The organism is Simiduia agarivorans SA1 = DSM 21679 (assembly GCF_000305785.2).
GTDB classification, from domain to species: Bacteria; Pseudomonadota; Gammaproteobacteria; order Pseudomonadales; family Cellvibrionaceae; genus Simiduia; species Simiduia agarivorans.
In genome coordinates this window covers 702037-724839 of record NC_018868.3, presented here as the reverse complement: position 1 = coordinate 724839, position 22803 = coordinate 702037, and the positions used below count along the sequence as shown (strand labels likewise).

Sequence of the window (22803 nt, the reverse complement as noted above, 5' to 3'; positions counted from 1 at the left end):
ATCGTTATTGTTTTTCATAGATCCGGGTGCCATCGAAGAAAGTGGTTTGAACTTCAGTGTTGGCGATATGGTCGCGTATTTTTTCATGCCCGGCGGTTTTAATAGGTCGATCAAGAATGATCAGGTCTGCCTTTTTTCCCGCTTCCAGCGAACCGGTAAGGCTGTCCTGCTCCAGCGCTTTTGCGCCATTGATGGTAAAAGCGTCCAGCGCATCTTCCAGATTGAGTTGCTCGGTGGCGTTATACACATGGCCCTCCGATTCCCGGGTGATTGCGCCGGCCAGATTAATAAAAGGCCGGGGGTCGCGAGTATCGACAGGAGCGTCGCTTCCCGCTGTGATAACGGCGCCGCGCGATTTGGCGCTGGCCACTGGGTAGTGATTTACCATTGCGTAGTTGGTCGGTTCGTAAAGCTTGTCCAGGCTTTGTAGCTCATCAATGAATGGTGTGACGGTCACGTCGTAGTTATAGTCCGGGACGGCCCATGCAAACGTAAAGGTCAGATACAAGGGGTTTTGCGCGAGACGTTCCAGTGTGGTCGGATGCATTTGCTGGATGTGAGTAATGGTCTGTGGGCGCGTATGATTAAGTTTTTCGCGGGAGTCAGCCAGTGCATCAACCGCGAGATCCACAGCACGATCGCCAATGGCGTGAGCATGCACGGCGAAGCCGGCCTGTTCCATGCGGAAAATGTATTCGCGAATGAAGTTTTCGTTATGCTCTAATACGCCCCGGCTTTGTGTGCATTGTGCCGGGTGATAACCAAATTGTTCAATAAATGCCTGTTGCGTATGCTTTTCCCTGCTCTTGCACGATTCGCTGTTGGGGTCGACATAGCCCAGTAAAGTCAGTGTATCGTCTTGAAGCGCGAAACGGGGTTGTTTGTAGTCGGCAAAAACTGCTGCATTGGGCAGTCCGGGGGGGATGGAGAGCGGATTACCTTCGAGTACGCCGTCGACAAATAATTTTGCTCCGCTGGCCTTGAGTAATTCGGTGTTGTTCTGACGCTTTTTGATTGTCTGAAAGTCATTAATCAGTCGGTCCAGATCGACGCGTTGCCCGGGCCAGCGCTCAATGCCGGTTGCATTTGTGTAAGCGGAAAAGTCGGCAAACAGTGCTCCAGTGAGTCTGAATGTTTGTTGGCCGGATTGCGCATATTGCTCGTAGACCGGGAATAAGGCTATATCGGCGGCGGCATCCTGAATGCTGGTGATCCCGCTTTTTGCCAGAATGTGTGCGATGGCCGGCATATTGTGCAGCAGTTGCTCGGGCGAACCATCGCCTGTCAACAAATTACCTGGTAGGTCAAGAAGATAGCGGGCGGCTTCAGAAAGGTTGCCGTCTGGTTCGCCATTGTGGTCGGTGCCGATGTAGGCGCTCATTTCAGCAAAGTCTGTCTCGATCGTCTCGACAGTGATGCCAACGGTGTTACCGGTTGCGTTTTTGGCGCTGGCCAGTGCGAGACTATTGGCGGCGCCGTGATGTCCATCATTGCCCCGTAAAAACACCGGATTCAGTGGGCTGGCGGCGTCCAGTGCAGCGCGGATCGTGCTGAATTGATCATTCGGTGTGTTGCCTTTGGTGAAGTTCCATTGCTCCACGGTCAACCATTCGTTGGGGGCAAGGTCGGCATCGGCTATGCAATCTTTAACGGTCTGTGCAAGCGATTCCAGGCTGAGGGCTTTGCTTTGCAAGTCGCAGGCGGAACTGGCGATCAGACCAAAGGGATGTATATGAATGTCATGCAAGCCGGGGAGTACTGCATTACCTTTGGCGTCAATCACCTGGGTTTGGCCGCCCTTAAAAGCCAGAGCCTCTTCGTTGGTGCCGACAACCAGCAGTTTGTCACCTCTGATTGCCAGCGCCTGGCGCCAGGATTGTTGCGGGTCAGCGGTGTAGACTTCCGCGTTAATGATTATCCAATCCGCCGCTGGTGGATTGTTTGAATTGCAAGCCACCAGGGCGGTAAGGATTACCGCCAAAAACATTCCGCGTGCCATTACCGGCCTCCGCTGCGTTAATTATACGTTCAGAAGCAGGTATTCCCGTTCCCAGGAGGTTATCACCCGGTTGAAGGCTTCAAATTCTTCCATTTTGACGGCTGCATAGGCCCGGATAAAGTCAGCACCAAAAACGTCGTCAAGATCCGGGCATTCGGTCAGCAGATTCAGGGCCTGCAACAGATTTCGCGGCAATTCGATTTCACCGTCTTCCGAGGCATGTCCCTCGCAAGGCGGTGTGGGTTTTATCTTCTTTTTCATGCCGAGATAGCCGCAGGCAAGCGATGCGGCAAACGCGAGGTAGGGGTTTACATCGACACCCGGAAAGCGATTTTCGACACGTTTGCCCGCGGGTGAACTGTCCGGTACCCGGATGCCGGCGGTGCGGTTGTCATAGCCCCATTCCAGGTTGACCGGTGCAGCAATGTCCTTGGCGAAACGCCGGTAGGAATTCACATTGGGTGCGAAAAACGAAATGGTATTAGGTATATAGCGCTGCAGTCCGCCAATGTAGTAACGGAACAAGTCGCTTTCGCTAGCGTCTGCATTAACAAATATATTGTTGCCGTTTTTATCCACTACGCTTTGGTGAATGTGCATGGCGGACCCGGGCTCATTGGTCATGGGTTTAGCCATAAACGTGGCATAGATGCCGTGTCGGAATGCGGTCTCGCGCATGGTGCGTTTGAACGTGAATACCTGATCGGCGAGATCAAGGGCATTGCCATGCAGGAAGTTGATTTCCAATTGAGCCGCACCCGATTCATGAATCAGGGTATCCACATCCAGGCCTTGTGCTTCGCAGTAACGGTACATGTCGTTGATGATGGGTTCGTACTCGTTGCAACCATCAATGGAATAAGACTGACGGACAAATTCCCGACGACCTGAGCGGCCCGGTGGCGGGCTCAGTTCATAGTCCGGGTCCGTATTCTGGCTGACCAGGTAGAACTCGACCTCAGGAGCCACTACCGGGGTCCATCCTTCTTTCTCGTAGAGTGCGAGGACCTTTTTGAGCACGTTGCGGGTGGCCATAGGGTGAGGATCGCCGTTACGCAGGTAGCAGTCATGGATTATCTGCGCGGTGGGCTCTTCCGCCCAAGGCACGATGCGGACAGAGGACGGGTCGGGCTCCAGTAGCATGTCCGAATCCAGAGGTTGAACCAGGTCCCAGTGCTCATCCACGTACTCACCGGTCACCGTTTGCACCAGGATGCTCTCAGGCAGTCGGCTATCCTCTTTGATGAACTTGTGTGCAGGGATAAATTTACCGCGTGCGTTACCGGTCATATCGGGGACCAGACACTCTACCTCGGTAATGCCGTTTTCCTTTAACCATTTATCTATGGAATCAACCATGTGCCACCTGTTGCGATGTTGGATTGTGTATTCAGACTAGAGCGACCGGTCACCGTTTGGCAACTGCCCCAATTGGGGCTTGCCTGTGACGCCGGCTATGCCTAACATAAAACCGAATTATTATTCAGTCTAATGCTGAGTGTCATTAATCTCAATAACCCCGAATGGGGCAAGAGGTGCCTGTGAAGCAGATCTGGCCACAAACCAAACAACCGCACACTGACTCTTATTATGCTGCTACGGCCATCACTGCGCCCCCTGTCAAGGTACTGGAGGGTGAGGTACGCGCCGATGTGTGCATCATCGGAGGTGGCTATACAGGTGTTTCAAGCGCACTGCACCTGGCAGAAAAGGGTTACAAGGTCGTTCTGTTGGAGGCCAATAAACTGGGTTGGGGCGCCTCGGGTCGCAATGGTGGCCATGTGGGGACCGGTCAGCGCAAGGAGCAGGAAGACCTTGAGCAGATGCTGGGGATGGATACAGCAAAAGCGCTGTGGAATCTGGGCTTGGAAGCAGTTGAAACGGTTGAGTCGATTATCGAGCGTCACGGCATCGAATGCGATCTCAAGCACGGCATTCTGCATCTCGCGTCAAAAGCCCGCGAAGCGGACGGATTCCGCGCAGGGGTAGAGCACCTTCAAAAGGTCTACGGTTATGATCAGGCCCGCTATCTGGATAAGGCTGCGGTGGATCAGGAGGTCGGTTCGGACCAATACCATGCAGGCTACCTCGATCTGGGTTCACGCCATCTGCACCCGTTGAACTATTTGTTGGGCATGGCGAATGCCGCTGAAAAAGCCGGTGCGGTTTTCTATCAGGATTCGCCCGTGCTGGACTACAGCCAGGGCCAGAAGGTTGTAGTACGCACCGAAAAGGGGCAGGTGAGCGCCGACCACCTGATCTTTGCCACCAATGGTTACCTGGCCGGCCTTGAGCCGGGTCTGGCGAAGAAAATCATGCCCATCAATAATTTTGTTTTGGCTACCGAGCCGCTGTCGCCAGCGCAAGCACGCAAGTTGATTACCCATGACTATGCGTTGCAGGACTCGCTGTTTGTCATTAATTACTGGAAGTTATCCGGCGATAACCGCCTGATTTTTGGTGGCGGAGAAAACTATACCAGTCGTTTTCCCACTGATATGAAAGGTTTTGTCCGCAAATACATGTTGCGGGTCTACCCGGAGCTGGCCGGCACTGGCATTGATTATGCCTGGGGTGGCACGCTGGCCATTACGCTCAATCGGTTGCCCTGTTTTGGCAAGCTGGGCCCGAATGTCTACTACGCACAGGGTTTTTCCGGCCACGGTGTACCCACGGCGACGATGGCTGGCAAGTTGATGGCCGAAGCAGTCTCGGGTACGGCTGAGCGCTTTGACATCATGGCTTCATTGCCCAAACCGGGTTTCCCGGGTGGCACCTTGCTCAGGTGGCCGGGGCTTGTGGCAGGTATGTTGTTTTACAGTTTACTCGACAAACTATGAGGCCTTCGCTTGTGCCGGTCGCAGAGTGTCGGGAAAATGAACATATCGTTTAACCCTTCGCTCAGATTCCTTTAGGTTATAATCGGGTTTGTGGATCAGTTTGTGCGCTATATGCACTTGGTTAGGAGCCAGCATTGACCAGCAAACCCGAAAAACGTGTTAACTCCGTAAATCCCCGTCGCCAGCCCATACAGGCGCGCGCCAAGCAGCGCACGCGCCAGATTCTGGATGTCACCGCGCGCTTGTTGGGCGAGGCAGGTTTTGATGAGCTGACCACGATCCTGATTGCCAAAGAGCTTGGCATCTCGGTGGGCTCTCTCTACCACTACTTCCCTAACAAGCAATCCATCCTGTATGCCCTGGGCGATCGATGGTTGGAGACCATGTCTCAGGCGCTTGGTGACATTGAGCAATTTCCCCTTGAACAACTGGACCTTGACCGCTTCGTCGATCAGGCAATAGACCGCATGGTGATCGTCTATCGGGACGAGCGTGCCATACTGCCGCTCGCCCAGGCGATGTGGGCGGTGCCCGAATTGCGCGAGTTGGATGAGCGGCATGACCAGATGATAATCGATCGGATGATGGCCATGTTCCGCCGACTGGGGTTTGTATCCAGCGATAATGAACTCAACCGGCTGGGTCGGGTTTATCTGGAATCTACCCACGCCTTGTTATTGGTGGTGGTAAACCAGGTGGGTCGCCGTTCTGAGCGTACATTGGCAGATGTGAAACAAATGGTGCTGCAGCTATTGAGGCCCCATTTCCGGGACGATGTGGTGTTGGCCGGGCAAAACGATATCGAAGGGCCGGACGGTTTATTGCCCGCTCAATCGCGTTTGTCGGATTGATATTCACGCAACGCCAGAAGCGCAGTGGTTCTGATGCTGAAAAGCACTGTTAGCAGCAATAATGGCACCAGGTAAACAAGGGTTATCGGGGCTATAGTGGCTACTTTCGCACTCAGTAACACAATCAGGGGAATCGCAACCCAACGATTCGAAAGCAGGGCGGCAAGGTCGGCCAGCGCCTGTGTGGTGCTGTAAGAGTTGGACATGTGGTTGCTCCGGTAACGCCAGGAATTTTCAGACTAGCAGCTTTCCCCAATCCCCGATCAGCAAATGGCAAAGGAACCTATGCAACAACGTAAAATCCAGATAAATGCACACGGCGGGGCCGATCAACTGGTTTTGACATCCGTACCCTTAGTCGCGCCTGGGCCAGGTCAGGTGCGCGTGCAGCACCGGGCTGTTGGCGTTAATTTTATCGATACCTATCATCGCACCGGGCTCTACCCGTTGGCATTGCCATCCGGGCTGGGTCTGGAAGCGGCCGGGGTGATCGATGCAGTCGGCGAAGGTGTAACAGAGTTTTCTGTGGGGCAACGCGTGGCGTATTGCAGCGGCCCCATTGGCGCCTATGCCGAGTCCAATATTGTGCCGGCTACAAACCTGCTTCCATTGCCGGATTCGATCAGCGAGGAACTTGCCGCTGCCAGCCTGCTTAAAGGCCTGACGGCTGCGTATTTGTTGTTGAAAACAAGCCAGAATCAGGCGGGAGACACGGTTCTTATCCATGCCGCCGCTGGTGGTGTCGGGCAGATACTCTGCCAATGGGCTCTGACGCTGAATCTCAGGGTTATCGCCACTGTCGGGCGGGACGAAAAAATGGCGGTGGTTCAGCAGCTGGGTTGTGAACGTGTGATTAACTACCGTACTTCACCTTGGGTCGACTGGGTAAGAACCTGTACAAACGGGCAGGGGGTGAGTGTGGTTTACGACGGGGTAGGCAAAGACACGTTTGAAGATTCCCTGCGGTGTCTGATGCCCAGGGGATTGATGGTCAGCTATGGTAATGCCTCCGGGGCCGTTGAGGGATTCAGCCCGCTGCTGTTGGCGAAGTACGGTTCGTTGTTTCTGACCCGCCCCACGCTGGCGGACTATGTGCGCGACCCCGCGGAGTTTAAAGCCCTGGGGTCCGCATTGTTCGACGTGCTGCAATCCGGGAAGGTCAGGCCGGCGATTTCACACAGGCTGCCGCTTGCCCAGGCAGATGAAGCGCACCGGCTTTTGGAATCCGGACAGACTACGGGCTCAGTCATTCTGACGGTGGAGGAAAAGTGAGTAAAACCGCCGATAAAAAACAATTGGTGATCGCCATTTCCAGCCGGGCTCTGTTCAATCTGGACGACAGCCACCGTGTGTTCATGGAGCAAGGCCTGGATGCCTACGCCCAATACCAGATAGATCATGAAGAGCAGGTACTAGAGAAAGGTGAGGCATATCCTCTGGTTGAAAAGCTTTTGCGCCTGAACGACCACATGGAGCACCATCAGGTTGAAGTTATCTTGCTGTCCCGTAACAGTGCGGACACGGGGCTCCGGGTATTCAACTCCATCCAGCATTACCAACTCCCGATTACGCGCGCGGCATTTTGCGGCGGGCAGGACCCCTATCGTTACATCAATGCCTTTGGGTGCCAGTTATTTCTCAGTACCGATCCACAGGATGTCCGACGTGCACTCAGCGAGGGCGTTGCCGCTGCTACGCTCTTGGCCGGCGGACACAAACGGGAATACGGTGATCAGCTCCGGTTCGCCTTTGACGGCGATGCAGTACTTTTTTCAGACGAGTCGGAGCGGATTTACAAATCCCAGGGCCTGGCTGCGTTCAGTAAAAACGAACAGCAGTCGGCCCGCCAGCCATTGACGGGTGGTCCTTTCAAAGCGTTTTTGGCCGCATTGCACAGCATTCAATCCGAGTTTCCACGCGACCAGTCGCCCATTCGCACGGCGTTGGTCACCGCCCGATCTGCACCGGCACACGAACGTGTTATCCGGACCTTGCGGGCTTGGGATATACGGATTGACGAATCCCTATTTTTGGGCGGGCTTACCAAAGCGGCTTTCCTCAAGGCCTATGGTGCAGACGTATTTTTTGACGACCAGGAAGTCCATTGCAGCGAAGCGAGCCGCCACGTGCCCACCGGGCATGTGCCCCATGGGGTTGCCAACGAAGGCTGATTCAGCACACGCTTCTGCGCACGGCTGCTATGCTCTAGGAGTCTGTGGTTGCGCGGCGATGTCGGCATGATCGAGCGTATAGTTTGCGGTACTGATTTGGGGCCCAACACCTCCTATATCGTTTATCACGCTGTTTATCTGGCGCGCCAGTGTGGTGCAAGTGTCGAAATAGTCCATGCAGTTGAGCCCATAAACCCCTTCGGGATGGCGCTATTCAAAAGCTATGACCTGAATCCCTCCACCGGACAGGCGACCGACCAGATTCTGGCATCCATCAAGGACTCGGTGGTCGAGCGCCTGGCCGATGAGTATATGTCCGGCCTGGATGATTTGGGGGCCGTGTGTAATGTGGTAATAGAGCAGGGCCATCCGGCTGATGTGATTGTCCGCCGCGCCAATTCGATTTCCGCAGACCTTATTGTCATGGGTTCAAGCGCCGGGCCACGCCATGGTTTCAGTTTGTTGGGCTCCTGTACCGCCCGGGTGTTACAAATGGCGCGTCAGCCGGTGTTCACGGTTCCCTTTGTCAATCATGAAGACCCGGGGGTGAGTGAAAACCCGCAGATGAAGTTGTGGTAAGGCCCGACCATCGACAAAATAGGGGGCCTTGACTGGCAAATATCAGTAAACCTATCTATTCTCCATTAGAATATTTTTTGAGTTTCTTATAACGTCGGTTTCGGAAGCCATCTGGAGGGCTTGTATGAAATTGCAACAGCTGCGCTATATCTGGGAAGTGGCTCACCACGACCTGAACGTATCAGCCACAGCGCAGAGCCTCTATACCTCCCAGCCTGGTATCAGCAAGCAAATCAGGTTGCTCGAAGATGAGTTGGGGGTAGAGGTGTTTTCACGCAGCGGAAAGCACCTGACCAGGATTACGCCGGCAGGTGAGGCCATTCTGAAAACGGCCGGTGAAATACTGCGTAAAGTCGAGAGCATCAAGCAGGTTGCCCAGGAGTTTTCTAACGAGAAAAAAGGCAGTCTGTCCATTGCGACGACGCACACGCAAGCGCGTTACGCGCTGCCCAAAGTCATCGAGTCGTTTATAAAAGCCTACCCGGAGGTGTCCCTGCACATGCATCAGGGCACACCCATGCAGATTTCCGAAATGGCTGCAGACGGCACGGTAGACTTTGCCATAGCCACTGAAGCGTTGGAGTTGTTTTCCGATCTGGTGATGATGCCTTGTTATCGCTGGAACCGGTGTGTGGTGGTGCCGCGCAATCATCCTTTGGCACAATCCAGCCAATTGACGCTGGAGGCTGTCGCCAAGCACCCCATTGTGACCTATGTGTTTGGCTTTACCGGCCGGTCGAAGCTTGATGAGGCATTTATCGAGAAAGGTTTAGCACCCAAAGTAGTGTTTACCGCGGCCGACGCCGATGTGATAAAAACCTATGTGCGGCTTGGACTTGGGATCGGCATTATCGCCAAAATGGCTTATAACGAAGAAACAGATAAAGACCTGGTGGCACTTGATGCCAGTCACTTATTTTCGAGCAGCACCACCAAGATTGGTTTCCGGCGCGGTACGTTTTTACGCGGCTTTATGTACGACTTTATTCAGCAATTTGCGCCTCATTTAACCCGTGAAGTGGTGGAAGAGGCTTACCAAAAGCATTCGAAAGCAGAATTGGATGATCTGTTCGATGGCATGGAACTGCCAACTTACTGATTGCAGCGCGTTAAAAAAAGGGCCGTAAGGCCCTTTTTTTATAGGAAGTCCAGATCCGGGCTGTTTTTGAGCAGCTCGGTAGCCACGTCCGTGTCCGTTGTTTTCTGCTCGAGCACATCGCGCAAAAACTTGAGATACACGGTGTAGACCTGCGTATCTTCGCCCGGCGTCTCAACCACAAAAAACGGCGCGCGATTGACGTCTAATTCAGTGGCCAACGCCATACCTGGCGATTGAGGATCTCTCTCATCGGCAATCAGGACTTCATCGATTCGGGCCATATGCCCCGATTGCTCCAGTTTTTCCAATACATCTGCACATTTTTTACAGGGACTGCCATCGGCGAGTATTTTTTTAACCAGTGTAATTTTCAAACGCAGATACCTCGTTTATTTGTCTATGTTACTGGCGTGCAGGCCACACTCTTTTTTAGTGGCTTCTTCCCACCACCAGCGGCCTTCTCGCTCATGCTGATTGGGGCCGACGGCGCGGGTACAGGGTTCGCAACCAATCGAAACAAAGCCGCGGTCGTGTAATGGATTGTACGGTAGGTTGTTTGCCCGGATATAGTCCCATACCGCGCGCGAACTCCAATTGGCCAAAGGGTTAAATTTGGTCAGTTCTCTGCCCGCACCGGCAAAATGCTTGTCGTCCTGAATAACCGGAATATTTGCTCGGGTGCCAGGACTTTGATCCTTTCTTTGGCCGGTAACCCAGGCCTCCAGAGTCTGCAGCTTGCGTTGTAACGGTAGAATTTTCCGTATGCCGCAGCATTCCTGATGATTGTCTTCGTAGAAACTGAACAATCCCTTTTTATTCACAAGCGATTGGACTTGTCCCGCATCGGGGAAAAGGATCTCAAGGTTAAGCTTGTAGGTTTTGCGCACCAGCTCAATGTATTGATAAGTTTCGGGATGCAGTCGACCGGTATCCAGGCTGAAAACCTGTATCTGCGGGTCAATCTGTTTGGCCATATGCACTAACACGATGTCTTCGGCACCGCTGAAGGAAATGGCCAGATCAGCGTAGTGATCTATGGCGTATTCCAAAATCTCGAAAGGTGTCTGCTTTTCGAGACTGGCATTCAGATCGACCAAGGGCAGGGCATCCGTCATGGCGGGCGTTTCCTTATAGTGGCAATGGGGCGCTGAGCTCCCTTGCTGGCTGTGACTTTTAGACGCGCGATTCTAGCAAATCGAATGTTCGGTTATAAACAATGATTGTTTATAGCCATATAACTATAAATAACCATACGGCAGCGGCCGTGGAACAATGGTTAAATTTACACCACATCTAGTGCTTTGTTGAACGATGTATACCCTATGTGGTGTTTTATTGGACTGAAAAGCGCTGTAATTGACCGAAACGTCTTAGATTTAATCAGTATCAATACGGTTTTGGCGCTCTCTCAGGGTTATATGTTCCACGGGAAACATGGGGACATGCTAAGCGCGGTGATTTGTCAGGCGAGCGATTTTATCCAGACTTTCCTGATATTCAGCCTCAGCTTCGGAGCCGATGGTGATACCGCCGCCCCCCCAGCAATACAGGTTGTCTTTGTGCCGGATCAAGGTCCGAATGGTGATGCTGGCATCAAAACAGTTGTTCCTGCCCAAATAGAACATTGAGCCGCAATAGACCGATCGGTTGTTTTGCTCGAGTTCCTGGATAATCTGCATGGCCCGCTTTTTTGGCGCTCCGGTTATGGAGCCGCCCGGAAAGCAGGCCCGCAACAGGTCCAGGGGCTGTTTGTCAGGACAAAGCCTTCCTTTGATGGACGACACCAGATGATGGACGGTAGAAAAACTCTGTAATTCAAACAGCTTCGGCACGCTGACGCTGTGCGGTTGGCACACTTTTGATAGATCGTTGCGCAAAAGGTCTACGATCATCAGGTTTTCAGCGATATCCTTTTCGCTGGCTGAAAGTGCTTGCGCCAACTGTTGATCGTCTTGTGGTCGTTCGCCGCGTCGGATAGTGCCTTTAATGGGTTGGGCGAGTACCAGGCCTTCCTGATCGCAGGATACTAACCGTTCAGGCGAAAAGCTGAGAATCTGATTGTCATCATTGAGGCCAAGGAAGGCGGAAAAGGGCCCGGTCTGTTTGGATCTCAGATCCCGATACAGTGCAATGCCCCGTGACAAAGTCGGGCAGATACCGCTGAACCGCTGTGTGAAATTAATCTGATAACTGTCGCCCTGAGCTATGTAAGTTTTGATCTGCTCGATGGCTTGCTGGTACTCAGGCCAGGCGGTGTCGGGAGACAGGTTGAGGCTGGCAGTGACCGGCGAGCGTTGGTGAACGGACAGTTCAGTGAATAAGTCCCTGATCCTGTTTCTGAATGTCGCGCTCAGGTCGGAGTCGAATAGCAGGTGTGATTTACGTTGTTTTTTATCGGCAATCAACGCCCAATCATATCTGCCAACCCACAGTGCTGGGGCAATTGAATCGCGGGCGGGTGGGGTGCCCAGGTGTTCCCAAACGCCGAAGTCGTAGCCCAAAAATCCCGCCAGCCCACCTGGAAAAGGCAGCTCAGATTTGGCTGGGTCAAGGGATTGGCGTAATGCATCAATGGCCTGCCAGCATATATCCGGGCTGGCGTCGGATTGGGTAAAATGGCCAACACTGGCGCCATTGCAGCTCAGTTGGGTGCCATTGAGCGTCAGCCACTGGCTGGGATTGGCGGTGATGATATGATAGCGGCCCAGATTGGGGTCATTGCTGTCCAGCATCAGCGGGTAGGGTTCATCAGCCAGTGCCGATAACCAGACGCCAGGGTCTGATTGATAGGGAATGTGGTGTATTTCCAATGGCATTGGCGAGAATGTGTCTCCGGTGCTGGGATGCGCATTCTACTCTTCGCGCAGGCCTACCACCAGCGCGTAAGTCAGCACGCACGGAATGGGCTTTGGTTCGTGTCCATTGCCCCTACAGGCCGAGTCAGCAGTGCCTTAGTGTTTTTGGGTTTAATGCCTGCACAGCCGACGCGCGAGCCCGACATCCTGATTGCATTAAGGTTTGTCGCGCGTAAAGCGCAGAGCAAGAGTTTGCCGGAATCGTTCGAGAGCGATAGGCGTTTTTAAGAAAGGAATAGGTAGTAATGCCGGCGCAATTAGGCGTAAAAAGCAGTAGTGGCTTATTTTCAGCGTTGCTGACCGAAGCGGAGCTTAAGGGCGACTATGCGGAAGATGTATATCTCCTCAGGCCTGGCAACAGTCTGGACCCGCAGACTCAGTTTGCGGTGACGCGACTGACCCGGCCCGACCAGCAGGCCTGCGGTGCGCCGGTGGTGTTATTGCACGGGCTCTATCGCAATCGTCAGCAATGGATCGACTCCGGTAAAGGCCTGGCGATAGAGTTGCTTAACCGGGGCTACGATGTCTGGCTGCCGGAGTTGCGCGAGCATGGCAGTTCGCCGCTGCGAACAAATCCACGCATCGATGAGCCCCATGATATCGCCCACTTTGATATTCCCGCGCTCGCTTTGTTTGTGCGTGAGCAATCCGGGAGGGCACCCGCATGGATCAGTATTGATGTCGGTGCTTTGTCTGTTCTCTATGGTTTGTACCACGGTCTGTTGTCCGAAAATCTTGTTTCTGGCTTTATCTCATTGGGCGGACCCTGTGATAAGGACGCCATCAGCCTCGGGCAGCGGTTGGTTGATGCCGGCCATGCGCAAGCGGATGCGCCAGGAATCTGGCGGTGATGAGTATGAACGTCGGGATTGGATAAACGTGTGGCGCAAGCGTTTTGATTTGTTGAGCCGTTGGCGTAATCGGCCAGTGAAAGGCTTGTGCGCGTACCTCAATACCGGCAAAGAGGCAATGCACATAATTGCTCCCGCCCATTTCGCGTCCCGGTTGCTTCGGTGGCAGGGGCTAAGTGGTGTCGCTACTGACTTTGTGGTCGACGCCAATGAGCAATGTGCAACGGCGCGCGCGTGGCTCAGTCTGCCGGACACGTTATCACTGGTTTTGCCGGTGATCACCCACAAACTCGAACGCTTTTTCAAACCAGAGGAAAACTGAGTTGGCCTATCGGGAGCTGGAAAAATTACATCGGATGCACGATGGTTATATCCGCGCTTTCGATCTGAATGGACATCCGTTACTGCTGGTGCAGGATGACGGCGTGCCCCGTTTGTTAATAAACCGGTGTCCTCATATGGATGCGCGAATGGATCGCGGACAGGTGGCTAACGGCCATATACGTTGCCCGGTACACGGCATTGCGTTCAGTTTATCCTCCGGCATGGCAGAGGGACCGATGGCCCATTGCCTGAAGCAGTTAGAAACCTTGCCCCTGGTTTACCAGGGCAGTGGCGTGGGTGTTGAGCTATAGCCGCTATCCGTGCCCTGAATGATGTGCGCGCCCGACCGGTTGGCATAATACCGCGTTTCAACTCTATTGCAGGAGCCATGAATGAACCCGCGCCAATGGTCCACCCCCGATATTGCCGATCAATTCCCCGACGCGATACGCGTGTTGCATCCCATTTTTCAGTGTTTCGGTGGTCACACCGCATTCTGCGGCGAAGTGATTACCGTGCGCTGCTTTGAAGATAACTCCAGGGTTAAAGCGTTGGCCTCAGAGCCTGGTGCTGGTCGGGTGATGGTGGTGGATGGTGCAGGTTCGCTGCGTCGTGCCTTGTTAGGTGATCAGATTGCCGCCAATGCGTTGAAAAACGGTTGGGCCGGCTTTGTTATTAATGGCTGCGTGCGCGATGTTGAAATCCTGAAAACGTTACCCTTGGGGGTTCGGGCTCTGCATGCCTGCCCGGTAAAAACCGAAAAACTTGACCGTGGTGAAACCAACGTAACTATCGCTTTCGCCGGGGTGGAATTTAAATCGGGTCAATACCTCTACGCCGATCAAAGCGGCATTCTGATTCTCGAGCACGCCGTCGAGTTATAGTTGCTTGTTGTTCAGGCCGGCCAGTGGCTGTGCTATCGGACATCCTCTTTATCTATAGGCATCGCCAGTGCGCCCCCGTCCTCGTTGGTCGCGCTGGTTTTTTTGACGCTGATTTTTGTGCAAAAAAAGGGCTGCATGAGCAGCCCTGAAATTTACACCTTTGGCTATCTAAGTTGGCACTTAACCAAACTGGTTCATGGTGTTGTCTTTACCTGAGGCCTTCAGGGCTGCGTCGCCAGAGAAGTACTCTTTGTGATCGTCGCCCATATCAGAGCCTGCCATGTTCTGGTGTTTAACACAGGCAATGCCCTGGCGGATTTCTTTGCGCTGTACGCCTTCAACGTAGGCCAGCATACCCTGCTCACCGAAGTAACCTTTGGCCAGGTTGTCAGTAGACAGGGCCGCGGTGTGGTAGGTGGGCAGTGTGATCAGGTGGTGGAAAATGCCGGCTTCACGTGAACCATCTTTCTGGAACGTCTGGATACGGGCATCGGCTTCTTTGGAAAGCTCGGTGTTGTCGTATTCTTCGCTCATCAGGTTGGCGCGATCGTAAGCAGACACGTCCTTGCCAGCCTCTTTCCACGCATCGAATACTTGCTGGCGGAAGTTCAGCGTCCAGTTGAACGACGGCGAGTTGTTGTACACCAGCTTGGCGTCGGGTACCACTTCTTTGATGCGGTTTACCATGGCTGCAATCTGGCCAACGTGTGGCTTTTCGGTCTCGATCCACAACAGGTCGGCGCCGTTTTGCAGAGAAGTGATGCAATCCAGAACCACACGGTCTTCGCCGGTGCCCTTGCGGAATTGGAACAGGCCGGAGGCCAGGCGCTTGGGTCGCAGCAACTTACCATTGCGGTTGATGATGACATCGCCATTTTTCATGTCGGCTGCATCAACTTCTTCTGCATCCAGGAAGCTGTTGTACAGGTCGCCCAGATCGCCCGGCTCTTTGGTGACGGCGATTTGCTTGGTCAGGCCGGCGCCCAGGGAGTCGGTGCGGGCAACGATCACGCCGTCTTCTACGCCCAACTCAAGGAAGGCGTAACGCACAGCGCGGATTTTGGCCAGGAAGTCGGCGTGCGGTACGGTCACCTTGCCGTCCTGATGCCCACATTGCTTCTCGTCAGACACCTGGTTTTCGATCTGAATGCAGCAAGCACCAGCTTCGATCATTTTCTTGGCCAGCAGGTAAGTGGCTTCTTCGTTACCAAAGCCTGCATCGATATCGGCAATGATCGGCACAACGTGGGTTTCGAAGTTGTCAATCTTGCTCTGTATTTCTTTGGCCTTGGCCTGATCATCCTGGGCGCGGGCTTCGTCCAGCTGGCGGAACAGACCGCCCAGTTCGCGTGCATCGGCCTGACGCAGGAAGGTGTAGAGCTCTTCAATCAGTGCCGCTACCGAAGTCTTTTCGTGCATTGACTGGTCGGGTAGAGGGCCGAATTCGCTGCGCAGTGCGGCAACCATCCAACCGGACAGGTACAGGTAGCGGCGCTTGGTATTACCCAGGTGTTTTTTGATCGCGATCAGCTTTTGCTGGCCGATGAAACCGTGCCAGCAACCCAGCGATTGGGTGTACTCAGCGGTATTGGCATCGTAGGCTGCCATGTCTTCACGCATGATTTTGGCCGTGTACTTGGCGATATCCAGACCGGTTTTAAAGCGGTTCTGGGCGCGCATACGTGCGGCGTATTCTGGATTGATTGCTTCCCACTTGCTGCCCTGGGTGTCGCGCAGCTTGGCAATTGCGGCAATGTCGTTGGTGTATTGAGACATGGTGTAAATCCTTCCCGTCCGGGTTAATGAATCTGAGCGCCTCTTCAGTATTGACTAAATTTTCGCCCATCAAGCATCTATTGCTTGAGATCAGGATAGGACCTGTGCCATGATTTGCCTAATTTATAGTTGTTATCCCCGGCATCACAGTTATGAATGTGTGTGACCGTTCAGGCTTATGCGGTCAGTCATTGGGGTCTTTGATGTGGTGCCGGATGGTGGCGCGGTAATAAAACAGAACGAGGGGGAGCTCCGTGAATATTAACCGAATTGACCTGAACTTACTGGTATATCTGGATGTTTTGTTGCGCGAGCGTAATGTTACTAAGGCGGCCAGCCACCTTGGCCTGAGCCAGCCCGCCATGAGTAATGGCCTGAGGCGTCTGCGGGACCTGTTTGAGGATCCCTTGTTAGTGCGCACCAGTGAAGGCATGACACCAACCGAGCGGGCCTTGGGGTTACAGCCGGTGATTCGCGATGTGCTGGCAAATGTCGAAAAGGCGGTTCAACCTCAAAGTGACTTCGATCCCGCAGCCTCGGACCGGGTTTTTCGCATCATGGCGAGTGACTATGCAGAGGCGGTGTTGTTTCCCCATGTGCTGACGCGCCTGCGACGGGAGGCACCGGGCGTCACCCTAGATATTATGACGCCAAGTGACGTGAGCTTTCTCGACGTGGAGCAGGGCAAGGTGGATATGGTCATCAACCGGTTCGATTCCATGCCCCAGTCATTTCACCAGACAACACTCTGGAAGGACGGGTTTTCTTGCATGTTCAGTGCCGATAACCCCATTAAAGACCGCTTTTCATTGGAGCCTTATCTGCAGGCTCAGCATGTCTGGGTGAGCAAAACCGGCATGGGCGTGGGGGTTGGCGTGAATCCGCGCGATGTGCAGCGACTCGGCTGGGTTGACGAGGCGCTGGCAAAGCAGGGCAAAAAACGCCGGATCAGTGTGTTTACCCGTCATTATCAAGCCGCCATGTTGCTGGCCGAACAGAAGGATCTGATCGTGACCATTCCATCGAAGGCGGCCAAATTGCACGCAAACAATCCCAGGGTGGTCATTGCCGAGCCGCCATTCCAGGTGCCTCAGTTCGAGTTGAAGATGGCATGGAGCCCGCTTCTGCAGAACAATGCCGCCCACCAGTGGATGCGTCGACTGATCGCTGATGTGGCCCAAAACCCGGATAAGTGGGATTCATGAAAAATATACCGGTAATTATGACTATTAATTACATAAATTAAGCATTTCCCAATAGAATGACTATTCAGCAAAAAGGCAGTTGGCGAATACGCCATTGTTGGCTTGAATGATTTTTATACCAGGTTGAGGAAAGGGTATGGCCAAGAGAGTTGAACACAGTGGATTGCAAATCGCAGAGTCATTGTACCGCTTGGTTGCAGATGAAATCGCGCCGGGCACGGGTGTTGAGCCCGCTGCATTCTGGGATTCTTTGGCCGGTATCCTGAAGTCTTTTGCGCCCCGTAACCAGGCATTGCTGGCAAAGCGCGACGACTTGCAGGCCAAGATTGACCAATGGCATCTGGACAATCCCGGTGCCATTCGCGATATGGGCGCCTACAAGCGGTTTTTAACTGATATAGGTTATCTCGAAGCCGAGCCGGAAGACTTTGCCATTACTACCACCAATGTGGATGACGAGATCGCGCTTCAGGCAGGCCCTCAATTAGTGGTACCCGTTAAGAATGCGCGTTTCGCATTGAATGCAGCGAATGCCCGTTGGGGGAGCCTGTACGATGCGCTCTATGGCACCGATGCGATCAGTGAAGAGGGCGGCGCTGAGAGGGCCGGGGGCTACAACCCCGCGCGCGGTGCTAAGGTTATTGCCTTTGCGCGCGCCCACCTTGATCAGGCTGCCCCTTTGGCTGCCGGCAGTCATGCGGAGGCGACGGCCTATAAAGTTAGCTTTGGAGAGCTCCGGGTTTTACTGGAGAGCGGGACCGAAGTGGGCTTGGCGCAGCCGGAAAAATTTGTTGGCTACCGCGGCGCTGAATCAAGCCCGGATGCCATATTGCTCAAAAACAACGCGCTTCACATTGAAATCCAGATTGACCCCAACTCTCCGATTGGCAAGACCGACAAGGCCGGTGTTAAGGACCTGTTGGTAGAAGCGGCCATTACCACCATTATGGATTGCGAGGATTCGGTGGCGGCGGTCGATGCGGAAGATAAGGTAGAGGTCTATGCCAATTGGCTCGGCCTGATGAAAGGCAATTTGCAGGAAACATTCCAGAAGGGCAGTCAAACCGTTACCCGTCAGCTGAACCCGGATCGCATTTACACTGCAGCAAAAGGTGGTGAGCTGAGCTTGCATGGCCGCAGCTTGCTGTTTGTGCGTAACGTCGGGCATCTGATGACTACTGACGCTGTGTTGGATGCCAATGGCAATGAAATCCCGGAAGGCATTCTGGATGGTATGGTCACTGTATTGGCGGCTAAACATGATTTGCTTAATACGGCGCCGATCAGTAACTCGCGCACTGGCAGTGTGTACATTGTAAAACCAAAAATGCACGGCCCCGAAGAAGTTGCGTTTACCTGTGATCTATTTGCCGCAATCGAATCAGCGCTTGCCTTACCGGCACTGACATTGAAGGTCGGCATCATGGATGAAGAGCGGCGTACAACGGTCAACCTGAAAAAGTGTATTCAGGTGGCAAAGGATCGCGTGGTATTTATTAACACTGGTTTCCTCGATCGCACCGGTGACGAAATTCACACCAGCATGCTGGCAGGCCCTTTTGTTCCAAAAAGTGAAATGAAGCAGCAGGCCTGGATTAATGCCTATGAAGATGCGAACGTGGATATCGGTCTTGCTTGTGGGCTGGCCGGCAAGGCGCAGATTGGTAAGGGCATGTGGGCAATGCCGGACGAAATGGCTGCCATGTTGGCGCAAAAATCCGGTCACCCTAAATCCGGTGCGAATACTGCCTGGGTGCCTTCGCCAAACGGTGCCACGTTACACTCCACCCATTACCATCAGATCAATGTCCGGGATCGACAGCTGGAAATCCTGAAGCGCACGCCTGCATCCCTGGATGCCATTCTGACGGTTCCCGTGATGGCTGACGGCGTTAAACTGACGGATGCTCAGGTGCAGCGCGAGTTGGACAACAATGTGCAGGGGATCCTTGGTTACGTGGTGCGCTGGATTGACCAGGGCGTCGGTTGTTCCAAGGTGCCAGATATCAATAACATCGGGTTGATGGAGGATCGTGCAACGTTGCGAATTTCCAGTCAGCATATTGCCAACTGGCTGCATCATGGCATTTGTAGTGAAGCGCAGGTTAAAGCAACGTTTGAGCGTATGGCCGGCGTCGTTGATCGGCAGAACGCGGGCGATCCTGCCTACATCACCATGGCAGATAAGCTGGAAAAGAGCATTGCTTACAAAGCGGCGCTCGCCCTGGTATTGGAGGGCAAAGCCCAGCCCAATGGTTACACCGAGCCACTGTTGCACAGCTACCGGAAACAATTTAAAGCAGCTCACTAACGTAAAAAAAAGCCCCGCATCGCGGGGCTTTTTTCAGAATGCCTCGACCTTTATAAAGATTTGTTTGTCGCTTTTGCTGCTGGTGCTGTGTCGGTCAACGATGCCGCGGCTTCTGCTGCTGTCCTGCTCTGTAACGCCGCCCACCTGAATCCATTCGCCTCGCTGGCCCGTGAGTTGCGTGCTCATCAATTGTGAATCGATATATCGACCTTCCAGCTGCTTGGCTTGTTGATCCAATTGCAGTACTACCCGATCGCCCTGCAGTCGGGCCGTAACGCCAAAACCGCTCATGACCGGTTGGTAGTGATCGGAGGTAGCGACACCGCCGACAACGCCGTATCGGGTTTGAACCGGAATTTCCTGCCCGGTTTGAATGTAGACCCGCTGACCTTCCTCGGCCCTAAGCTGATAGTTGCTTTCGCCGGACCCCCAGCCGGTGGAGCGGGTGACGGTCACCGAGCCTGCGGGTTTTTGCACTGGCTTGCCATCAGGCGTGATAGTGCCCCGGGTAATATTGCCGTGTGTGCTCAGACCACCACTGGATTGATTGCCCGCGCTGAGCGTTTTTACGCTGATCAACAGTTGTTTGACCGGTGTATCCAATTCGTCAATCAACAGTGATAGCTGCTCAAAATTCTGGCGGCTGGTTTTAATGATCAGCTTATTGCCCGTGACCGAAAGGTGACCTCCTTGGTCTACCAGCGGGGCGACGCTGGCGGCAACCGATTCTGCGCTGCGATGGCGGATGGGGACCGTATAGATAATCTGGCCATCTGCGCCATAACTCGATGGGACGACCAGTGGGGTGGACATCAAAGCCAGTAGTAGCCCGAGTATCAAACCTTTCATTGTATGCACCCTCATAGCCCTAAGCGCTGCAGCTCAATGATCGCTTCGCTGTGGCGCCATAACAAAGAAAAGTGTTGTTCAAACTCTTTTGCTTTGGGTTTCTCGTCAAAATTGACGAATCCTCGCCAACTTTCTGGCGAATGCTGAACCATTAATCCGACGTCATCGGCGACAATAAAGGTTCTGTTGAGGTGGTGTATGTTTTCCGGGTCAAAATCCTTTGGCAGACAGCGCAATTGAATTTTGTCGGACAAGCGTTGTTGCAGCCGAATGAGCGGGTGGCTGATTTCCAATAGGGGGCGGCTGTTATTGACGAGGATACGCAGTGTAGCGTTTCGATCGCTGCGCGCAAACGCCGAACAGGCATCGACGATGGCGGTATTGGCAAACAGATTGATGTCCAGCTCCGGGCTGTAGATAGCGACGTGCCTGCTGGCGTTTTGAACCAATGCGCTGGAAAGACTGATGAGCCCGTTGACATCTTCGGTCAGGAATAAGCTCTCACTGGTCTGGCTGGGCGTTATACCTTCAATATTAAATTCTTCGGTGTTAACCATGCCTGATGGCCTCAATGATTGAGTACGATTTTCATTGCCTGATGTTCGATGCCTGCTTCGATGAACCGTTCGCCTTTGTCAGTAAACCCCAGCGTCCGATAAAACTCAATGGCGCCGGCCTGAGCGTGAAGATAAATCACGGGCGTGCCCGACGACTTTTCCAGTTCGATAATCTGCCTCACCAGCGCGGCACCCAGCCCCTGGCGGCGAAAAGTGCGTTCAACTGCCATGCGACCGAGCTTACCACCGGTGCTTACGCGCGCCGTTGCGACAAACCGTTCGTTGTACCAGAGCCCGTAGTGACGGCACTCGGCGTCTTTACCGTCGGATTCGATCGCGGCGTCGATCCCTTGTTCCTGCACAAAAACGGCGTGGCGCAGGGGTTGAGACAGGCGTTCGAATTCTGTTTGGTTGAGCAGGCTCGCTCTCAGTATCGCTGCCACCGGATGTTCCTTTCGGTTTTGAGCGCGCCTAGGGCTGGCGCGGGTCTTCGGTCCACAACCATTCTAGCGCAACCAGACGGGCGACCAACCGGTGTTGCTGCTCGTTTGTGACCTGTTCCGCCCAGTGGGCGATTTCCAGGTTGTCGCACAAGGCACTGGCCAGACCCATTGGGCAATCAAATTGCTCGCCGTTAACGAAGAGCGCGCCGTCGATATAAGCAAACCGGCTGTCTGGCGCCTGGTATAGGACCGGCCCGGTAGACAGAACCAGTGCCGCCTCCTCCAGCTCGTCGTCAGAGGGTTCCCTCAGGCCAGGCTCCTCATCCAGGGCATACTTTTTTGCGGTCATGTATTGACCAAACCAGCGGCCGAGCATCTCTGGTTGCTCAAAGGCCTCAAGCATCAACTGGCGCACCCGCGCCAGCGTGACGGCGTCGATGTGGCCTGCGCGTTCGGAAGGTTGTGCCGCATCGGTAAAGCGCTGGTCTTCGGTCAGCCGGGTGCAAATCTCTGCGACATAATCGTCAAGCAGCTCGCGCGCGCTGGGCGCACGGAAACCCACTGAATAGGTCATGGCCTCGCCGATGGCGATGCCCCAATGGGCAACCCCGGGTGGCACATAGAGCAGATCACCTGGCTCCAGATCGTAGGTTTCGGCCGTTTTAAAATCAGCGAGGATATTCAATGGTGTGTCCGCCAGGCGCTCGGTCTGCTCGTCGCAATGCTGGCCCAGGTGCCAACGACGCGTGCCAGTGCCCTGAATAAGGAATACATCATACTGGTCGAAATGGGGCCCGACACTGGCGCCGTCGGGCGCGTAGCTGACCATAATGTCGTCCAGTCGCCAGTTGGGAATGAAGCGGAATTGGTCCAGCAGCGCGGTGACTTCCGGGACCCAATGATCCACTGCCTGAACCAACAGGGTCCAACCGTTTTCCGGCAGCGTTTGAAAATCGGATTCGGTAAAGGGGCCGTGCCTGAGCTGCCAGGGTTTGGCGTTGTGTTGCTCAAGGACAATGCGCGATTCCACCTCGGGTTCCATGGCGAGGCCCGCGAGTTCATCGGGCGACAGGGGCGATTGCCAATCTGGCAGTGCCTGTCGGATGAGCAGGGGTTTCTTCTGCCAGTATTCAGCAAAAAATTGGTCGAGGGATAAATGGCCGAGGCGGGTAAGTTTCATAGGGCTGCATCAATAAAAACGGCAGCGAT

23 protein-coding genes are annotated in these 22803 nt (G+C 54.0%); 12 read left to right on the top strand and 11 right to left on the bottom strand.

All coding sequences use genetic code 11. The features are described 5' to 3' along the window. Positions 1-4: 4 nt before the first annotated feature. A complete protein-coding gene (locus M5M_RS03255; RefSeq protein WP_015046040.1) occupies positions 5-1999 on the bottom strand; it encodes an amidohydrolase in 1995 nt (664 codons plus the stop codon). A 21-nt stretch (positions 2000-2020) separates the two neighbouring features. Further along, a complete protein-coding gene (locus M5M_RS03250; protein ID WP_015046039.1) occupies positions 2021-3358 on the bottom strand; it encodes a glutamine synthetase family protein in 1338 nt (445 codons plus the stop codon). 182 nt (positions 3359-3540) lie between these two features. On the opposite strand from M5M_RS03250, the gene M5M_RS03245 reads away from it, so the two are divergent. Both M5M_RS03245 and M5M_RS03240 read left to right on the top strand, forming a co-directional pair. Further along, positions 3541-4839 carry an NAD(P)/FAD-dependent oxidoreductase gene (locus M5M_RS03245; protein ID WP_016389199.1) on the top strand — a complete coding sequence of 433 codons (1299 nt, stop codon included), beginning with the start codon at positions 3541-3543 and terminating at the stop codon, positions 4837-4839. 134 nt (positions 4840-4973) lie between these two features. Further along, positions 4974-5690 (top strand): TetR/AcrR family transcriptional regulator, encoded by a 717-nt coding sequence (locus M5M_RS03240; protein WP_015046037.1) that lies wholly within the window; start codon positions 4974-4976, stop codon positions 5688-5690. On the opposite strand, the gene M5M_RS03235 is transcribed toward M5M_RS03240, so the two are convergent. Then, positions 5669-5896 (bottom strand): hypothetical protein, encoded by a 228-nt coding sequence (locus M5M_RS03235; protein ID WP_015046036.1) that lies wholly within the window; start codon positions 5894-5896, stop codon positions 5669-5671. The two genes, M5M_RS03240 and M5M_RS03235, sit on opposite strands and share 22 nt — an antisense overlap. Positions 5897-5960: 64 nt before the next feature. Here M5M_RS03235 and M5M_RS03230 point away from each other — a divergent pair, with 64 nt between their 5' ends. From M5M_RS03230 to cysB, 4 genes are all read left to right on the top strand, one after another. Next, positions 5961-6962 carry a quinone oxidoreductase family protein gene (locus M5M_RS03230; protein WP_244431055.1) on the top strand — a complete coding sequence of 334 codons (1002 nt, stop codon included), beginning with the start codon at positions 5961-5963 and terminating at the stop codon, positions 6960-6962. Beyond that, positions 6959-7861, top strand: coding sequence for a 5'-nucleotidase (locus M5M_RS03225; protein WP_015046034.1), 903 nt, complete (start codon positions 6959-6961; stop codon positions 7859-7861). Before M5M_RS03230 ends, M5M_RS03225 begins: the two co-directional genes overlap by 4 nt. A gap of 66 nt (positions 7862-7927) precedes the next feature. Continuing rightward, positions 7928-8440, top strand: coding sequence for a universal stress protein (locus tag M5M_RS03220; RefSeq protein ID WP_144062374.1), 513 nt, complete (start codon positions 7928-7930; stop codon positions 8438-8440). 124 nt (positions 8441-8564) lie between these two features. Beyond that, positions 8565-9539 carry an HTH-type transcriptional regulator CysB gene (gene cysB / locus M5M_RS03215; RefSeq protein WP_015046032.1) on the top strand — a complete coding sequence of 325 codons (975 nt, stop codon included), beginning with the start codon at positions 8565-8567 and terminating at the stop codon, positions 9537-9539. Positions 9540-9577: 38 nt separating this feature from the next. Here the strand turns inward: cysB and M5M_RS03210 are convergent, their stop codons facing one another. From M5M_RS03210 to pabB, 3 genes are all read right to left on the bottom strand, one after another. Beyond that, positions 9578-9913: a hypothetical protein gene (locus tag M5M_RS03210; RefSeq protein ID WP_015046031.1), complete on the bottom strand. Its 336-nt coding sequence runs from the start codon at positions 9911-9913 to the stop codon at positions 9578-9580. Positions 9914-9928: 15 nt separating this feature from the next. Further along, positions 9929-10654: a phosphoadenylyl-sulfate reductase gene (locus M5M_RS03205; RefSeq protein WP_015046030.1), complete on the bottom strand. Its 726-nt coding sequence runs from the start codon at positions 10652-10654 to the stop codon at positions 9929-9931. A gap of 330 nt (positions 10655-10984) precedes the next feature. Beyond that, complete coding sequence (gene pabB, locus M5M_RS03200) at positions 10985-12355, bottom strand: aminodeoxychorismate synthase component I (protein ID WP_015046029.1); 1371 nt, start codon at positions 12353-12355, stop codon at positions 10985-10987. Positions 12356-12639: 284 nt separating this feature from the next. On the opposite strand from pabB, the gene M5M_RS03190 reads away from it, so the two are divergent. The 4 genes from M5M_RS03190 to rraA all read left to right on the top strand — a co-directional run bounded on the left by M5M_RS03190 (position 12640) and on the right by rraA (position 14453). Further along, positions 12640-13245: an alpha/beta fold family hydrolase gene (locus M5M_RS03190; RefSeq protein WP_016389198.1), complete on the top strand. Its 606-nt coding sequence runs from the start codon at positions 12640-12642 to the stop codon at positions 13243-13245. Next, positions 13223-13567: a hypothetical protein gene (locus M5M_RS19290; protein WP_016389197.1), complete on the top strand. Its 345-nt coding sequence runs from the start codon at positions 13223-13225 to the stop codon at positions 13565-13567. The genes M5M_RS03190 and M5M_RS19290 overlap by 23 nt, the downstream gene beginning before the upstream one ends. Position 13568: 1 nt before the next feature. Further along, positions 13569-13880 (top strand): Rieske (2Fe-2S) protein, encoded by a 312-nt coding sequence (locus tag M5M_RS03185; protein WP_015046026.1) that lies wholly within the window; start codon positions 13569-13571, stop codon positions 13878-13880. Positions 13881-13961: 81 nt separating this feature from the next. Beyond that, the gene (gene rraA / locus M5M_RS03180; protein WP_015046025.1) at positions 13962-14453 is read left to right on the top strand and encodes a ribonuclease E activity regulator RraA; all 492 of its coding nucleotides are present in this window, start codon (positions 13962-13964) and stop codon (positions 14451-14453) included. A 180-nt stretch (positions 14454-14633) separates the two neighbouring features. On the opposite strand, the gene M5M_RS03175 is transcribed toward rraA, so the two are convergent. Next, complete coding sequence (locus tag M5M_RS03175) at positions 14634-16229, bottom strand: isocitrate lyase (RefSeq protein WP_015046024.1); 1596 nt, start codon at positions 16227-16229, stop codon at positions 14634-14636. 254 nt (positions 16230-16483) lie between these two features. Between M5M_RS03175 and M5M_RS03170 the strand changes: the two genes are divergently transcribed. Further along, positions 16484-17434: a LysR family transcriptional regulator gene (locus M5M_RS03170; RefSeq protein ID WP_015046023.1), complete on the top strand. Its 951-nt coding sequence runs from the start codon at positions 16484-16486 to the stop codon at positions 17432-17434. 136 nt (positions 17435-17570) lie between these two features. After that, on the top strand, positions 17571-19745 hold the full coding sequence (locus tag M5M_RS03165; protein ID WP_015046022.1) for a malate synthase G: 2175 nt from the start codon (positions 17571-17573) through the stop codon (positions 19743-19745). 33 nt (positions 19746-19778) lie between these two features. Here the strand turns inward: M5M_RS03165 and M5M_RS03160 are convergent, their stop codons facing one another. Genes M5M_RS03160 through M5M_RS03145 form a run of 4 tightly spaced genes read right to left on the bottom strand, consistent with a single transcriptional unit; the run spans position 19779 to position 22774 of the window. Beyond that, the gene (locus M5M_RS03160; RefSeq protein ID WP_015046021.1) at positions 19779-20594 is read right to left on the bottom strand and encodes a NolW domain-containing protein; all 816 of its coding nucleotides are present in this window, start codon (positions 20592-20594) and stop codon (positions 19779-19781) included. 11 nt (positions 20595-20605) lie between these two features. Then, on the bottom strand, positions 20606-21151 hold the full coding sequence (locus M5M_RS03155) for a DUF7931 domain-containing protein (protein ID WP_015046020.1): 546 nt from the start codon (positions 21149-21151) through the stop codon (positions 20606-20608). An 11-nt stretch (positions 21152-21162) separates the two neighbouring features. After that, positions 21163-21594 carry a GNAT family N-acetyltransferase gene (locus M5M_RS03150; RefSeq protein WP_015046019.1) on the bottom strand — a complete coding sequence of 144 codons (432 nt, stop codon included), beginning with the start codon at positions 21592-21594 and terminating at the stop codon, positions 21163-21165. 28 nt (positions 21595-21622) lie between these two features. Further along, positions 21623-22774 carry a cupin domain-containing protein gene (locus M5M_RS03145; protein ID WP_015046018.1) on the bottom strand — a complete coding sequence of 384 codons (1152 nt, stop codon included), beginning with the start codon at positions 22772-22774 and terminating at the stop codon, positions 21623-21625. Positions 22775-22803: the final 29 nt, after the last annotated feature.

Excerpts from the sequence above, each read along its gene's own strand:
- M5M_RS03255 (WP_015046040.1), bottom strand. The coding sequence starts at position 1,999 with ATGGCACGCGGAATGTTTTTGGCGGTAATCCTTACCGCCCTGGTGGCT.
- M5M_RS03250 (WP_015046039.1), bottom strand. The coding sequence starts at position 3,358 with ATGGTTGATTCCATAGATAAATGGTTAAAGGAAAACGGCATTACCGAG.
- M5M_RS03235 (WP_015046036.1), bottom strand. The coding sequence starts at position 5,896 with ATGTCCAACTCTTACAGCACCACACAGGCGCTGGCCGACCTTGCCGCC.
- M5M_RS03230 (WP_244431055.1), top strand. The coding sequence starts at position 5,961 with ATGGCAAAGGAACCTATGCAACAACGTAAAATCCAGATAAATGCACAC.
- M5M_RS03220 (WP_144062374.1), top strand. The coding sequence starts at position 7,928 with ATGATCGAGCGTATAGTTTGCGGTACTGATTTGGGGCCCAACACCTCC.
- cysB (WP_015046032.1), top strand. The coding sequence starts at position 8,565 with ATGAAATTGCAACAGCTGCGCTATATCTGGGAAGTGGCTCACCACGAC.
- M5M_RS03205 (WP_015046030.1), bottom strand. The coding sequence starts at position 10,654 with ATGACGGATGCCCTGCCCTTGGTCGATCTGAATGCCAGTCTCGAAAAG.
- pabB (WP_015046029.1), bottom strand. The coding sequence starts at position 12,355 with ATGCCATTGGAAATACACCACATTCCCTATCAATCAGACCCTGGCGTC.
- M5M_RS03190 (WP_016389198.1), top strand. The coding sequence starts at position 12,640 with ATGCCGGCGCAATTAGGCGTAAAAAGCAGTAGTGGCTTATTTTCAGCG.
- M5M_RS19290 (WP_016389197.1), top strand. The coding sequence starts at position 13,223 with ATGCGCCAGGAATCTGGCGGTGATGAGTATGAACGTCGGGATTGGATA.
- rraA (WP_015046025.1), top strand. The coding sequence starts at position 13,962 with ATGAACCCGCGCCAATGGTCCACCCCCGATATTGCCGATCAATTCCCC.
- M5M_RS03175 (WP_015046024.1), bottom strand. The coding sequence starts at position 16,229 with ATGTCTCAATACACCAACGACATTGCCGCAATTGCCAAGCTGCGCGAC.
- M5M_RS03165 (WP_015046022.1), top strand. The coding sequence starts at position 17,571 with ATGGCCAAGAGAGTTGAACACAGTGGATTGCAAATCGCAGAGTCATTG.
- M5M_RS03160 (WP_015046021.1), bottom strand. The coding sequence starts at position 20,594 with ATGAAAGGTTTGATACTCGGGCTACTACTGGCTTTGATGTCCACCCCA.
- M5M_RS03155 (WP_015046020.1), bottom strand. The coding sequence starts at position 21,151 with ATGGTTAACACCGAAGAATTTAATATTGAAGGTATAACGCCCAGCCAG.
- M5M_RS03145 (WP_015046018.1), bottom strand. The coding sequence starts at position 22,774 with ATGAAACTTACCCGCCTCGGCCATTTATCCCTCGACCAATTTTTTGCT.